Here is a 13,666-nt window from a genome sequence, read left to right on the forward strand (position 1 = left end):
CGCTGGTGCCTGGGGCTGGCCATGGTCAGCACCGGGTTGGCGCTGGCCGACGACCTGCCCCCGCCGCCCACGGAGATGTCCGCCATCGCCGACGCCACCCTGTACCTCGACCTGGTCGTGAACCAGATGCCCAGGGCTGAACTGGTACCGGTGCAGCAGCGGGCCGGGCAGTTGTACCTGGACAGCGACCTATTGCGGGCAGCCGGTATCTCGTTGCCGGGCAACCCCCAAGGCGAAGTGGCCCTGGACAGCATCACAGGGCTGCACACCGACTACGACAGCCAGAACCAGCGCCTGCTGCTGCAGGTGCCGCCGGCATGGTTGCCCGAGCAGCAAGTGGGCGACCGCAACCTGTACCCGCCCAGCGATGCGCGCAGCAGTTTCGGCGCCTTGTTCAACTACGACCTGTATCTCAACGACACCGATGAGGGCGGCACTTACCTGGCAGCCTGGAACGAGCTGCGCCTGTTTGACAGCTGGGGCACCTTCTCCAGTACCGGGCAGTGGCGCCAGTCATTCAATGGCGCACAGGCAGACGATACGCGCCAAGGCTTCATGCGTTACGACAGCACCTGGCGCTTTACCGACGAGCAGCGCCTGCTGACCTACGAAGCCGGCGACTTTGTGACCGGTGCCTTGCCCTGGAGCAGCTCGGTGCGGGTGGGCGGCGTGCAGCTGTCGCGTGACTTCGCTGCGCGCCCCGATCTGGTCACTTACCCGTTGCCGGCGTTTGCAGGCGAGGCAGCGGTGCCGACGTCGCTCGACCTGTTCATCAACGGTTTCAAGTCCAGCACCACCGAGCTGCAGCCAGGGCCGTACACCCTGACCAACGTACCGTTCATCAACGGTGCCGGGGAGGCGGTGGTGGTCACCACCGACGCCCTAGGCCGGCAGGTGTCGACCACCTTGCCGTTCTATGTCACCAGCAGCCTGCTGCAGAAGGGCCTGACCGATTACTCGGTGGCCGCCGGCAGCCTGCGCCGTGATTACGGCGTACGCGATTTCAGCTATGGGCCGGGTGTGGCCTCGGGTAGCCTGCGCTATGGGCTCAGTGACATGTTCACCCTGGAAACCCACGCCGAAACGGCCGAGTCGCTGATGCTGGGCGGCCTGGGCGGCAACATGCGCCTGGGCAACTTCGGCGTGCTCAACGCCGCCCTGGCACAAAGCCGGTTCGAGGGCGAGAAGGGCCACCAGATCGCCCTCGGCTACCAGTACAACAGCCAGCGCATCGGCTTCAGTTACCAGCGCGTGCAACGCCATGGCGACTATGCCGACCTGAGCCGGGTCGACCTTGCCGACATGCAACTGAGCAAGAGCAGCGAGCAGGTCACCCTCAGCCTGAACCTGAACGAATACGGCAGCATCGGTGCCGGCTACTTCGATGTACGCGCCGGAGACGGCACGCGTACCCGGCTGATCAACCTGAGCTACAGCAAGCCGCTATGGGGCAGCAGCAGTGTGTACCTGTCGGCCAACCGTGAGGTCGGTGACAGCCAGTGGGCGGTGCAGGCGCAGTTGGTGATCCCGTTCGACCTGCACGGCACCCTGGCGCTGGGCATGGAGCGCAGCAAGGAAGGCGAAACCCTGCAACGGGTCAATTACAGTCGCGCGGTGCCGGCGGGTGTCGGCGTCGGCTACAACCTGGGCTATGCCGCAGGCAGCGACCGTGATGCCTATCGCCAGGCCGACGTCACCTGGCGCCTGCAATCGGTGCAGTTGCAGGCCGGTGTGTATGGCAGCAGCGGCGAAATGACCCGTTGGGCCGACGCCAGTGGCTCACTGGTGTGGATGGATGCCGGGGTATTCGCTGCCAACCGCATCGACGATGCCTTTGTGGTGGTCAGTACCGCTGGCTACGCCGATGTGCCGGTGCGCTACGAAAACCAGGACGTCGGCCGCACCGACTCCAAGGGGCACTTGCTGGTGCCATACAGCAGCGGTTACTACCGTGGCAAGTACGAAATCGACCCCATGGACCTGCCACCGGATGTCCTCGCGCCGAACGTTGAGCAGCGTGTGGCGGTCAGGCGGGGCAGTGGCTACTTGCTGGAGTTCCCGCTCAAGCGCGTGATGGCAGCCAGCGTCGAACTGGTGGATGGCAACCAGCAAGTGCTCAAGCTGGGTAGCCGGGTCACCCATACGGAAAGTGGCAGCCAGGCGGTGGTGGGCTGGGACGGGTTGGTGTACCTGGAGAACCTGTCGCCGCACAACAATCTGCAGGTGGACATTGAAGGGGGTGGGCATTGCGCGGTGGCGTTCGACCTGCCTGAAGCTCAAGGCTCGGTCCCCTTGATCGGCCCGTTGGTGTGCCGATGAATGCCTGGCTGCGCGCCCTGTGGGCGAGCGTGCTGCTATTGCCAGCGGGTACGGCCTGGGCGCTGTGTTCGTCGGTGGCCACGTTGCCGGCAGCGTTCGGCAGCCTCAATTCAACGCAAGTGCGGACCACGGTACAGACGGCTTCCAGCCTTAACTCCGGCTTGCAGTGCACCGGCTCGCTACTGACCTTGCTCAGTAGCGGTGATCATTTCTACGCCACGATCATGCCCGCCTCGGGCGGGCTGGTAGGCCCGACAGGCGATGTCATCCCCTACACGCTGTATGCCGACAACAGTACCAACTACCCGATCACTCGAGGTGTGGCCTATGACTTTGCCCGCAACGGCATCCTCGACCTGCTGGGGCTGCTCGGCGGCACCACGCCCAAGGCGGTGCCGATCTACATGCGCACCCAGATTGGCAGCAATGTCGCGGCGGGGTTGTATCAAGAGAACCTGACCGTGGCCTGGAGCTGGAATTATTGTTCGGGGATTGGCGCGTTGGGGATATGCCTTGGGCGTGACATCGGTTCGGGTAGCCAGACCTTGAACGTGAGCCTGACGGTGACCAACGATTGCCAGATCACCACCCCCAATATCAGTTTCGCCAGTGCGCCGGTGGTGGCAGGGTTTGGTACGGTGAGCCAGGGCATCAACGTGTCGTGCACCAAAGGCAGCAGTTACACGGTGGGGCTGGATGATGGGCAGAACGTATCCGCTGGGCGGCGGCGGATGAAGTCGCCGGCCAACAACTACCTGGCCTATGACATTTTCAAAAGCGCCGGGACGGTGCGCTGGGGTTCGGCAGGCGCTGCCAGGCGCTCCAGTACGGATGCCGACGTCAACCCCGGTGTGGGTACAGGCACGGGTAGCCAGGTATTCAACTACAACGCCAAGGTCTATACCGACCAGGCGACGCCGCCGGCGGCGACCTATACCGACAGTGTGATATTGGATGTGCAGTTCTGAGGGCACCATCCCCAGGCTACTGCATTACCCGGTAGGAGCAGCCTTGTGCTGCGAAGAGGCCATTGCAGCCGAAGATGATCGTTAGCCTTACCGGCCTCTTCGCAGCGCAAGGCTGCTCCTACAGGTGCTGTGTTTGCCCCATCGGTATCAGCGCAAATCGCCAACCATTTTTGCCAGCGTCTCCAGCACTGCCCCGGCCAGTGCCTTGGAGCGCGCCCCCGACCACCCGGTTACCGCATCGGGCGCGTCGTCATGGTCCTTGAACGGCATCTCCAGTGTCAGCGACAGGCAGTCATGGGCCATGCCCACGGCATTGCACGCCAGCGTTGTGTTCGCCTGGCCAGGCTGGTCACGGGTATAGCCGTGCACCGTCTGGAAGTCGCGGGTCACGCTGCACAAGGTGCTGCGGAACTGTTCTTCGAGTTTTGCCAGCCGCGGCGTGTAGCCTGGGTTGCCTTCGCACGCGGCGGTGAATACGTGCGGGATTTCTTCGTCACCGTGCACGTCGATGAATGCATCCACGCCGTATTGCTTCATCTGCGTCTGGGCGAAGAACACTTCCGGGCTGAACTCGACGCTGGCGTCCTGCCAGGCGCGGTTGAGGTCCTTGCCCTTGAAGTTGGTGCGCAGGTGGCCGAGGAAGGCGCCGTCGGGGTTCATGTTGGGGATCAGGTACAAGTCGGCCTTGGCCAGCAATTGCTTGACCACCGCATCGTTGGCCTGCAAGCGGTCGATCACGCCTTCCATGAACCATTCGGCCATGTGCTCGCCCGGGTGCTGCTGGGCAATCAGCCACAGCTTGCGCTTGCCCTGGGCACCGTCACCGGCGCGCAGCAGCGGGATATCGCGGCCCTGGACACTGCGGCCGTTGGCCAGCAACTCGACCCCTGGAATTTGCCGGGCACGCTCGATCAACTGGTTGTGACGGGCACGGGGGTAGGGTTCGAAGTAGGCGAACCAGATCTGCGCCTGTTCAGCCTTTACCTCGAACGACAGCGCCGTGCCGTCGAACTGGCTGGGCACACGGAACCAGCGTTGCTGGTCGTAGCTGGCCACCGCGTTGTAGCCGCTCCATGCGTTCTTGTACGAGGAGCCGGACGCGTTGTCGAGGCTGAAGCGGTGGACCTGCCCCGGTGTGAGCCCGCTGACCTTGAAATGGAACCACTGGTAGTGGCCGCTGTAGGTGTCCGGGCGGATGGCCAGGTGTACCTGGGCCGGGTTGCTGGCATCCAGCACCTGGATGTTGCCGGAGTCGAAATCGCAGTCGATCTGCAGGGGGGACAGCGTCACGGTCATTGGCCGGGCTCCTTATCGGGCGTTTTTATAGGGCTACTGTACACGGCTTGGCAGGGTTGATGCGCCTGTTCGTGACATGGGTGCCTTGGAGTGCTGATGTATCAACTTGTTGCAAAGCAGGGCCTGGTTCCATACATTGCCCTTCAGGAGATGGCATTCCTCCTCGAACCGCCCCCGCGCTGATGATGCCTACGCACACCCTGTGACAGGGCGCGTAGGCTATTGCTCGCCTTCTGCCCACAGGGTTTCGTCTACCTTGTGGAGTATCCCGATGTACCTGTCTTTTTTCGCTGTAGTCGTTGGTGGCAGCGTTGGCTGCGTGTTGCGCTGGTTGCTGGGCCTGCGCCTGAATTCGCTACTGCCGGGCATGCCATTCGGCACGTTGCTGGTGAACCTGATCGGCGGATTCATCATCGGCGCAGCCATGGCCTTTTTCATGCGCTGGCCCAACCTCGACCCGGCCTGGCGACTGCTGATCACTACCGGTTTCTGCGGTGGCCTCACCACCTTTTCGACCTTTTCCGCCGAGGTGATGGCGATGTTGATGCATGGCCGTTATGGCTGGGCAATGGCCACGGTTTCGGCGCATGTGCTGGGCTCGTTGCTGATGACCTTCGCGGGTTTTGCGTCGGTACGCTGGCTGGGCTGAAGTAGAAGCGAAAGCTAGTGCCTCCTATCTGGTGTCGTCATTTAACTAATCATTTTGCATATTAGCTTATCTCTAAAATCAATTTCAGTTATCTGTGTGGGCCCGTTACATTCGCAGTTCCCTCAACCTGCAAGGAACTGCGGATGTCCCTTCGATCTCGCCTGTTGCTCTTCGCCGCCGCCACATTGCTGGCTACCCACACCTTTGCCAGCGAACGCCTGACCCTGCGCATCGGCGACCAGAAGGGCAACATGCGCGCCCAGTTGGAGGCGGCCGATGCCTTGCGTGACTTGCCTTACGACATCCGCTGGGCCGAGTTCCCCGCAGCCGCGCCACTGGCCGAGGCATTGAATGCCGGGGCGATCGATGCCGGCATCATCGGTGACGCGCCATTGTTGTTCGTGCTGGCCTCCGGGGCGCCGGTCAAGGCCATTGCCGTGGACAAGTCCGACCCGTATGGCACGGCGCTGCTGGTGCGCCCCGATGCCGCGCTGCACAGCGCCGCCGAGCTCAAGGGCAAGCGCATCGCCACCGGGCGCGGCTCTATTGGCCATCACCTGGCGCTGAAGGCGCTGGATCAGGTCGGCCTCAGCGAAAAGGACGTGGAGTTCCGTTTTCTCGGCCCGGTCGACGCCAAGATCGCCCTGGCCAACGGCTCGGTGGATGCCTGGTCGACCTGGGAACCCTACACCGCGCTTGCCGAGCTGAGCGGCCAGGGCAAGGTCCTGGTCAATGGCCGTGGGCTGTCCACCGGCAACAGTTTCCTTGCCGCTACCGACAAGGCGCTGGAGGACCCGGCGCGGCGCGCGGCTCTGCAGGATTATCTGGCCCGCCTGGCGGGAGCCCAGGTGTGGGCCTACCAACACCTGGACAGCTACTCGAAGACCCTGGCGGCGATCATTGGCTTCCCTGAGGACGCCGCGCGTCTGCAGTTTGAACGCCGGCAGTTGCGTTGGCAGGTCATCGACGCCAAGACCATCGGCGAACAACAGGAAACCGCCGACTTCTACCACGCCCATGGCCTGATGAATCAACGCCTCGACGTTGCCCCGACCTTCGCCACTGGCTTCACCGTGCCCGCTGCTGATGCACTGGCCCAACACTGACCTGGAGACACCCCATGCTGCACCGCAAACGCCTGCGCCACCTGGCCCTGGGCCTGCTGCTCGGTGGCCTGCTGCCGTCGCTTGCCAGCGCCGAGCAGACCCTGCGCATCGGTTACCAGAAATCCTCCACCCTGCTGACCTTGCTCAAGGCCCGCGGTACGCTGGAGCAGCGCCTGCAAGCCGAAGGCATCCGCGTCAGCTGGCATGAGTTCCCCAGTGGACTGCCGTTGCTGGAAGCGCTGAACCTGGGCAATGTCGACCTGTCGGCGGACGTGGCCGACACGGTACCGGTGTTCACCCAGGCGGCGGGTGCCAAGCTCACCTACTTCGCCCGTGAGGCGCCATCGCCTTCGGCCCAGGCTATCCTGGTTCCGGCCGATTCGCCGCTCAAGACATTGGCCGATCTCAAGGGCAAGCGCGTGGCGGTGACCAAGGCGGCGGGCAGCCACTACTTGTTGATCCAGGCCCTGGCCAAGGCTGGCCTGAGCTTCAAGGACATCACCCCGGCCTACCTGATCCCTGCCGATGGCCGGGCGGCCTTCGAGAATGGCAAGGTTGATGCCTGGGTTACCTGGGACCCTTACGTGGCCAGCGCCCAGCGCCAGCAGAATGCGCGCATCCTGGCCGATGGCAGCGAGTTGGCGAGCTACCAGCGTTACTACCTGGCCGGCAGCGATTACGCCAAGGCGCACCCCGAAGTGCTGCAGCAGGTGTATCAGGCGCTGCGCGAGATCGGTGCCTGGACCAAGGCCAACCCTGCGGCGGCTGCCCGGGTACTGGGGCCGCTGTGGGGCAACTTGGACAGCGCCACGGTGCAGCAGGCCAATGGCCGGCGCAGTTATGACGTGCAGCCGGTGCAACTGGACAACCTGGGTGAGCAACAGCGTATTGCCGATGCCTTCTATCGCGAGGGGCTGCTGCCCAAGCCAGTGGATGCGCGGGCGGTGACGGTGTTCGAGCCGCAAGCAGGTTATCAGGCAGAGTGATGCACTGCCTGTTCCGGCTTCTTCGCGGGCACGCCCGCTCCCACAGAAGATCATCAGCCTCGGACCCAGTGATATCCCTGTGGGAGCGGGCACGCCCACCCCCACAGAAGATCATCAGCCTCGGACCCAGTGATATCCCTGTGGGAGCGGGCACGCCCGCCCCCACAGAAGATCATCAGCCTTGGATCCAGTGATGTCCCTGTGGGAGCGGGCATGCCCGCGAAGAGGCCGGTTGCAGGTTATTTGAAGAACTGGCTCGGCGTGATGCCGAACTGGCGCTTGAACATGCTGGCGAAGGCACTGGGGCTGTCATACCCCAGTGCCCCCGCCACATCGATGATCCGCTCGCCCAGGGCTATCCGTTCCAGCGCCTGCATCAGCCGCGCCTGCTGGCGCCACTGGCCGAAGGTCATGCCGGTTTCCTTGCGGAACAACCGCTGGATGGTCTTTTCGTCCACCCCCAGTTGCTGGCCCCAATCGGCCACGGTGGCGTTATCGTCGGGCCGTTCATGCAACGCCGCGCAGATCACCCGCAGGCGCTTGTCACTGGGCTGCGACAACTTTAGCGGCAAGGTAGGCAACACGCAGATCTCGTCGAGGATCAGGCGCATTACCCGGGCCTCGCGCGAGTCCTCGGCAAACGGTGCGGTAAAGCCCACCGAGGCCTTGATCAGTTCGCTGAGCAGCGGCGAGATGCTGATGGCCTTGCTCTGCAGGGGCAGGCCGGCCGCTGCGTCGGTGCGCACGAACACACTGCGCATCTTCACATCGCCGACACAGCGGATGGCGTGCACCTGGCCGCAAGGCATCCATACCCCCCGGCTGGGCGGCACCGTCCAGCATTCGTTGCCGGACTCGACGATCATCAGGCCTTTGATGGCATAGATCAGTTGATGCTTGGCATGCTGATGGGGCTCGATGAACCAGTCGCTCGGGTAGTCCGTCGCGCGGCTACCCACTTCCCAGGTCCACCCATCCACCTCCACCAGCAATTCACGCTGCGGCTTTACCATCGTGTCCTCGCGTAGATGCAGCCTGGCCGCGCCACTTTAGCAGCAACGGCTGGGACGGGCATGTGAGCGGGTAGCCGGCAGCAGCGCGGTGGCCAGCCCCAGCAGCGGCAGGAAGGCAATGGCCTGGTACACCCACTCGATGCCATACCGGTCGGCCAGCTCGCCCAGGCCGGCAGCCCCTATACCGCTGATGCCGAACATCAGCCCGAACATTACCCCCGAGACCATGCCGACTCGGCCTGGCACCGCCTCCTGGGCATACACCACCAGGGCTGCGAAAGCGGAGGACATCACCAGGCCGATGGCCACCGCCAGTACCGCTGTCCAGGCCAGGTTGGCGTGGGGCAGGGCAAGGGCGAAGGGCGCCACGCCGAGGAACGAGACCCAGATCACAGCCTTGCGCCCGATGCGGTCACCCACCGGGCCACCGGCAAAGGTGCCCAGCGCCACGGCGGCGAGGAAGACGAATAGGTAAAGCTGGCTGTGTTGCACGCTGAGGCCAAAATGCTCGATCAGGTAGAAGGTGAAGAAGTTGGTGAACGAAGCGATGTAGACGAACTTGGCGAACATCAGCACGGCAATCACCACCACCGCGCGCCACATGGCCTTAGGCGATAACCCGGGAGCCTGCTGGCTGGCGAAGGTCTTGAGCCGGGCCTGACCGTGGCGCACGCTCCAGCCGGTCACCCGCAGCAGCACCATGACCGCCAGCGCTGCCGCGAGCATGAACCAGGCAATGGCCGGCTGGCCGTGCGGAATCACGATGGCGGCGGTGAGCAGCGGGCCGAGGGCCGAGCCGGTATTGCCGCCCACCTGGAAGGTGGATTGCGCGGTGCCGAAGCGCCCGCCGGAGGCCATCCTGGCCACCCGCGAGGCCTCGGGGTGGAAGGTCGCCGAACCCACGCCAACCACGGCGGCGGCGACCAGCAGCATTTCATAGCTGCCGGCAAAGGCGAGCAGGGCGATGCCCACCAGTGTCACCAGCATACCGGCCGGCAGCAGGTAGGGTTGTGGGTGCTTGTCGGTGAACATGCCGACCCAAGGTTGCAGCAGCGACGCGGTGACCTGGTAGACCAGGGCGATCCAGCCGATCTGGGCAAAGCTCAGCGCGAAGTCGCTTTTCAGCATCGGGTAGATCGACGGCAGCACGGCCTGGATCAAGTCGTTGAGCAGATGGGCAAATGCAGCAGCACCGACGATGCGTACTGCAAAGCCTTGGGGCTGGTCGGCAGACGTGGCGGCGGCCACGGAGGCAGAGGAGGTTGTCATGGGCTAGGTTCTTCTGTGGCAAGGGAGCAAGGCATTGCCGCAGCAGGTTAGCCAGTGCCTGGGTTGCCTGTCTCGCGCCGAACAGGCAGGCACTGTCGTATTTCGGACATCACCCCAGGCTAGCGAATCACCCGGTAGGAGCAGCCTTGTGCTGCGAAGAGGCCATTGCAGCCTAAGGTGATCTTTGGCCCTGCCGGCCTCTTCGCAGCACAAGGCTGCTCCTACAGGTGTAATCGGCGCCGGTCAGGGAACGGATCATCGCTCGGTTTTCTTGGCCATCCAGCGCAGCAATGCCGCAATCGGCACACTGCGGTGAGCCTCGTGCCGGTAGGGCTCGCCCTCGGCGGTATAGCGTTCGCGATAACGGCTGAGGACCAGACTGCGCCCATCGGCAGACACCCGAGCCTCCAATTCGTGCAGCAACAGGGGTTGCCGGGCGGCACCCTCCAGGCGCCGGAACAGCAGCATGGCCGCTTGGGCATCATTCATGGCCAGTGACCTCCGGGCAATTGGCCTGCCACGTTCCCGGTCTGCCTGCCTTGCCTTCTGCGACCAGGTTGCTGCGCTGTTGCGCGGTGTAGTCGCGCATCGCCAGGTAGTAATCAGGCCAGGTGTGCAGCAAGTCGGTCAACGGTAGCGCAGCAGCGCGGCTGTCCACGATGTGCCCGGCTGTGGCCACGGTAGTGAGGGTATCGACTGTATTGCTGTTATCGCCGAACGGGTCCACTGCCATGCTCAAGACCGTGCCGGTGGCGTCACGCAGGTTGTGCGAACCTAGCAGCGGCAGTTCGACGATGGGGCCATTGCCGATGCCCCAGACGCCGAAGGTCTGGCCAAAGTCCGAGCGGTGTTGGCTCAGCCCCATTTTGCCGGACACATCGACCAACCCCGCCACACCGAGCGTGGTGTTGAAGATGAAGCGGGTAAGGCTGGTCATCGCCCGTTCGCCATTGCCTTGCAGCAGGTCGTTGGCGAACACCTTGGGCTCCCCGAAGTTGCTGGCGAAGTTGTGCACGCCCTGCTGGGCAAAATCTGGCAGCGCAGTGTAGCCCCGGGCGACAGGTGTCAGCAGGTAGTCATCGACCGTGCGATTGAAGGCGAACACTGCGCGGTTGGCGGGCTCCGCCGGGTCGCTGACCTGATAGGCAACTGGGCCACAGGCCGCGGCGGCCGGGGCGCGCTGGCTGCAGCCGGCGGCCACGAGCAACGACAATGCCAGCGCGGCAGAGCGCGCCGAACGGGAGGTGGAGGATGAACGGGACATAGGTGCATTCCTGGCAAGAACTGGCGGCGATCCTGCCCGGGTTTTCTTGCCTGTGAATGTCTGGATTGTCTCGGTTCGGACACTTTGTTACCGGGTTGAAATATATGACGGCCGCGGGGTGATGGCCTTAAAGTAGCGCTTGGTTACCTTGTTTTCGGTGCTTTTTTGTGAGCCATTTGCTGATCGTCGACGATGATGTCGAGGTGCTCGACCTGTTACAGAAGTTTCTTCGCCAGCATGGCTACGAGGTAGACGTGGCCTGCGACGGTAAAGCGCTCTGGCAGGCGCTTGAGCGGCGCGTACCCGACCTGGTCATCCTCGATGTGATGCTGCCCGGTGACAGTGGCCTGGTGCTCTGCCAGCGGCTGTTGGCCGAGCACAAGGTGGCCGTGATCATGTTGACCGCCATGGGCGAACTGAGCGATCGCGTGGTGGGCCTGGAGCTGGGGGCGGACGACTACCTGACCAAACCCTTCGCCGCCCGTGAGCTGCTGGCACGGGTCAGGGCAGTGCTGCGCAGGGCCGGGGAAGGCGCGGGTGGCGCAACGAGCCAAGCTTCGGCCCTGGAGTTTGCCGGCTGGCAATTGGATGTGGTGCGGCGCGAGCTGCGCTCACCGGAAAACGTCATGATCCCCTTGTCCAACGGCGAATTCGAGCTGTTGCTGGTGTTTGCCGAGCATCCGCGCCGGGTACTCAGCCGCCAGCAATTGCTGGACCTAGCCCGTGGCGAAGCGTACGACGCCTATGACCGCAGCATTGACGTGCAAGTGAGCCGATTGCGCCGCAAGCTTGAAAGCGACAACGGCCATGAGCCGTTGATCCGCACCCTGCGCAACGTCGGCTACCTGTTCACCCCCGCGGTCGTCAGGCGATGAGGTGGCTCGCCCGGTTGCGCCAGGCCCTGCCGCAGCCAAGAATCACCATAGCCCGCTGGATCGCGCTGACCACCCTGACGGCGATGTTGTTCCTGCTGCTGCTCAAGGGTTTGTTCAGCCTGCTGCTGAGCGTGTGGGCGCAACCACCGCTGCTGGAGAGCGGGGTTATCGAGAAAGTGGCAACGGTAACCCGTATCCTCGATGCCGCGCCCGCCGCGCAGCGCAGCAATATCGCCGGCGCGGCAGGTGATGGCTCATACTCGGTGCGCTGGCTGCAACGCCACGACGAAGCCGGTGTGCCGGTATTGGTCGATGCCGAGTTCCGCCAGGGCACGCCTATTCTGCGGACGCTGCTCAAGCGGCCGGATGCCAGGGTCGAGGCATTCGAGCCTACCGACATGCCGGAATACGCCCCGGAGCGTGGCTATGCCCTGATGATCGAACTGAGCGACAAGTCCTGGGTGCTGTTTCGTGCCACCAGCCGCAGTTGGGGGCTGGATGAACTGCCGCGCAACCTGATCATCCTCGGCTTGATGCTGGCGTCCAGCCTTGCCGTGGCTTTCTTCGCCACGCGCTTTCTGGCCAAGCCGCTGGAGCGCTTTACCGAAGGCGCGCGACTTTTTGGCAAGGATTTCAACGCACCGCCCATCCCAGTGGTCGGCCCGCACGACTTGCGCCAGGCCATTCTGGCGTTCAATGCCACCCAGGCGCAGCTCAAGCATTACCTCAACGACCGCACCCAGATGCTGGCGGCCATCTCCCACGACCTGCGTGCACCGCTGACACGCATGCGCTTGCGTGCCGAGTTCATCGAGGATGGGCAATTGCAGGCCAAGTTGTTCCAGGATGTCGATGACATGCAGGCGATGGTCGATGCCGCGCTGGCGTTCTTCCGTGATGACGCTCGGCTGGAGCCCACCACGGTATTCGACCTGGGCGAGTTGTTGCTGACCGTGGTGGATGACTTCAAGGACGCGGGGATAGAGGTTGGCTTTGCTGGGCCTCAGCGTTGTGTGTACAGCGGCAGGCCGGTGGGTATCAAACGGGTGCTGGTCAACCTGATCGACAATGCGGCCAAGTACGGCTGCGAGCCAACGGTGGCGCTGGCGGTAACCGCCAGGCAGATAGAAATCACCGTGCAGGACCGCGGGCCGGGCATCGCGCCCGAACTGCATGAGCAGGTATTCGCGCCGTTCTACCGGATTGAAGGCTCACGCAACCGCGATACGGGCGGTGTGGGGCTGGGCCTGCCCGCTGCACGGGCCATCGTGCTGGAGCAGGGCGGCAGCCTGACATTGAGCAACCGCCCCGAGGGCGGCCTGCAAGCCAAGGTCACACTGCCGCTGGGGTGATCAGAGGCCCAATTCGCTCAGTCCAGGGTGGTCATCCGGGCGCCGCCCCAATGGCCAGTGGAACTTGCGCTCGGCTTCGCTGATGGGGTGTTCGTTGATGCTCGAATGGCGGTTGTGCATCAGCCCGTCGTCGGCAAACTCCCAGTTTTCGTTGCCATAGGCGCGGAACCACTGGCCGCTGTCATCGTGGTACTCGTAGGCATAGCGCACGGCAATGCGGTTGCCGGTGAAGGCCCACAGCTCCTTGATCAGGCGGTATTCCAGTTCATGGTTCCATTTGCGGGTCAGAAACGCCTCGACCTCGGCACGGCCGCGGGGGAATTCGACACGATTACGCCAGACCGTGTCGGGGGTGTAGGCCAGCGCAACCTTGGCCGGGTCGCGGCCGTTCCAGCCATCTTCGGCCAGGCGAACCTTTTCGATGGCACTGTCGCGGGTGAAGGGTGGAAGGGGTGGGCGGGGCATCGGGTTAACTCCCAAGGGTTGAAGGGGCACGTAGGAGCGTAGTGGTTCAAAGCCATGGCGAGAATGCCTGGCCCGAGGACTTCATAATTTCGCCAGGTGCAACG

General features: G+C 63.8%; 13 protein-coding genes and 1 riboswitch. Of the genes, 7 read left to right on the forward strand and 6 right to left on the reverse strand.

All coding sequences use genetic code 11. The features are described 5' to 3' along the window. The first annotated feature begins 21 nt into the window (after positions 1-21). Both ACNFBR_RS07625 and ACNFBR_RS07630 read left to right on the forward strand, forming a co-directional pair. Entirely contained in the window at positions 22-2,319 is a 2,298-nt protein-coding gene (locus ACNFBR_RS07625) for a fimbria/pilus outer membrane usher protein (protein WP_416734505.1), read from the forward strand. Beyond that, positions 2,316-3,287: a spore coat U domain-containing protein gene (locus ACNFBR_RS07630; RefSeq protein ID WP_416734325.1), complete on the forward strand. Its 972-nt coding sequence runs from the start codon at positions 2,316-2,318 to the stop codon at positions 3,285-3,287. The genes ACNFBR_RS07625 and ACNFBR_RS07630 overlap by 4 nt, the downstream gene beginning before the upstream one ends. Positions 3,288-3,434: 147 nt before the next feature. Here ACNFBR_RS07630 and ACNFBR_RS07635 read toward each other — a convergent pair whose 3' ends face one another. Next, entirely contained in the window at positions 3,435-4,583 is a 1,149-nt protein-coding gene (locus ACNFBR_RS07635) for a M14-type cytosolic carboxypeptidase (RefSeq protein ID WP_416734326.1), read from the reverse strand. A 137-nt stretch (positions 4,584-4,720) separates the two neighbouring features. Continuing rightward, a riboswitch (Fluoride riboswitch) is annotated at positions 4,721-4,782 on the forward strand. Between the two features lie 72 nt (positions 4,783-4,854). Between ACNFBR_RS07635 and crcB the strand changes: the two genes are divergently transcribed. The 3 genes from crcB to ACNFBR_RS07650 all read left to right on the forward strand — a co-directional run bounded on the left by crcB (position 4,855) and on the right by ACNFBR_RS07650 (position 7,324). Beyond that, on the forward strand, positions 4,855-5,232 hold the full coding sequence (gene crcB, locus ACNFBR_RS07640; protein ID WP_416734327.1) for a fluoride efflux transporter CrcB: 378 nt from the start codon (positions 4,855-4,857) through the stop codon (positions 5,230-5,232). Positions 5,233-5,375: 143 nt separating this feature from the next. Next, positions 5,376-6,338, forward strand: a complete 963-nt coding sequence (locus ACNFBR_RS07645; protein ID WP_416734328.1) for an ABC transporter substrate-binding protein — start codon at positions 5,376-5,378, stop codon at positions 6,336-6,338. 14 nt (positions 6,339-6,352) lie between these two features. Further along, on the forward strand, positions 6,353-7,324 hold the full coding sequence (locus tag ACNFBR_RS07650) for an aliphatic sulfonate ABC transporter substrate-binding protein (protein WP_416734329.1): 972 nt from the start codon (positions 6,353-6,355) through the stop codon (positions 7,322-7,324). Positions 7,325-7,563: 239 nt separating this feature from the next. Here ACNFBR_RS07650 and ACNFBR_RS07655 read toward each other — a convergent pair whose 3' ends face one another. The 4 genes from ACNFBR_RS07655 to ACNFBR_RS07670 all read right to left on the reverse strand — a co-directional run bounded on the left by ACNFBR_RS07655 (position 7,564) and on the right by ACNFBR_RS07670 (position 10,870). Beyond that, positions 7,564-8,337 carry an AraC family transcriptional regulator gene (locus ACNFBR_RS07655; RefSeq protein WP_416734330.1) on the reverse strand — a complete coding sequence of 258 codons (774 nt, stop codon included), beginning with the start codon at positions 8,335-8,337 and terminating at the stop codon, positions 7,564-7,566. Positions 8,338-8,373: 36 nt separating this feature from the next. Continuing rightward, positions 8,374-9,606, reverse strand: coding sequence for an MFS transporter (locus ACNFBR_RS07660; RefSeq protein ID WP_416734331.1), 1,233 nt, complete (start codon positions 9,604-9,606; stop codon positions 8,374-8,376). Positions 9,607-9,861: 255 nt separating this feature from the next. Continuing rightward, positions 9,862-10,095: a hypothetical protein gene (locus ACNFBR_RS07665; RefSeq protein ID WP_416734332.1), complete on the reverse strand. Its 234-nt coding sequence runs from the start codon at positions 10,093-10,095 to the stop codon at positions 9,862-9,864. Further along, the gene (locus ACNFBR_RS07670; RefSeq protein WP_416734333.1) at positions 10,088-10,870 is read right to left on the reverse strand and encodes a VacJ family lipoprotein; all 783 of its coding nucleotides are present in this window, start codon (positions 10,868-10,870) and stop codon (positions 10,088-10,090) included. The genes ACNFBR_RS07665 and ACNFBR_RS07670 overlap by 8 nt, the downstream gene beginning before the upstream one ends. A gap of 167 nt (positions 10,871-11,037) precedes the next feature. On the opposite strand from ACNFBR_RS07670, the gene ACNFBR_RS07675 reads away from it, so the two are divergent. Both ACNFBR_RS07675 and ACNFBR_RS07680 read left to right on the forward strand, forming a co-directional pair. After that, positions 11,038-11,745, forward strand: coding sequence for a response regulator (locus ACNFBR_RS07675; protein ID WP_416734334.1), 708 nt, complete (start codon positions 11,038-11,040; stop codon positions 11,743-11,745). Continuing rightward, positions 11,742-13,097, forward strand: a complete 1,356-nt coding sequence (locus ACNFBR_RS07680; RefSeq protein ID WP_416734335.1) for an ATP-binding protein — start codon at positions 11,742-11,744, stop codon at positions 13,095-13,097. The genes ACNFBR_RS07675 and ACNFBR_RS07680 overlap by 4 nt, the downstream gene beginning before the upstream one ends. Here ACNFBR_RS07680 and ACNFBR_RS07685 read toward each other — a convergent pair whose 3' ends face one another. Next, positions 13,098-13,562: a DUF1348 family protein gene (locus ACNFBR_RS07685; protein WP_416734336.1), complete on the reverse strand. Its 465-nt coding sequence runs from the start codon at positions 13,560-13,562 to the stop codon at positions 13,098-13,100. Positions 13,563-13,666 lie beyond the last annotated feature (104 nt).

The organism is Pseudomonas sp. NY11955, from assembly GCF_048068035.1.
In the GTDB taxonomy this organism is placed as follows: domain Bacteria; phylum Pseudomonadota; class Gammaproteobacteria; order Pseudomonadales; family Pseudomonadaceae; genus Aquipseudomonas.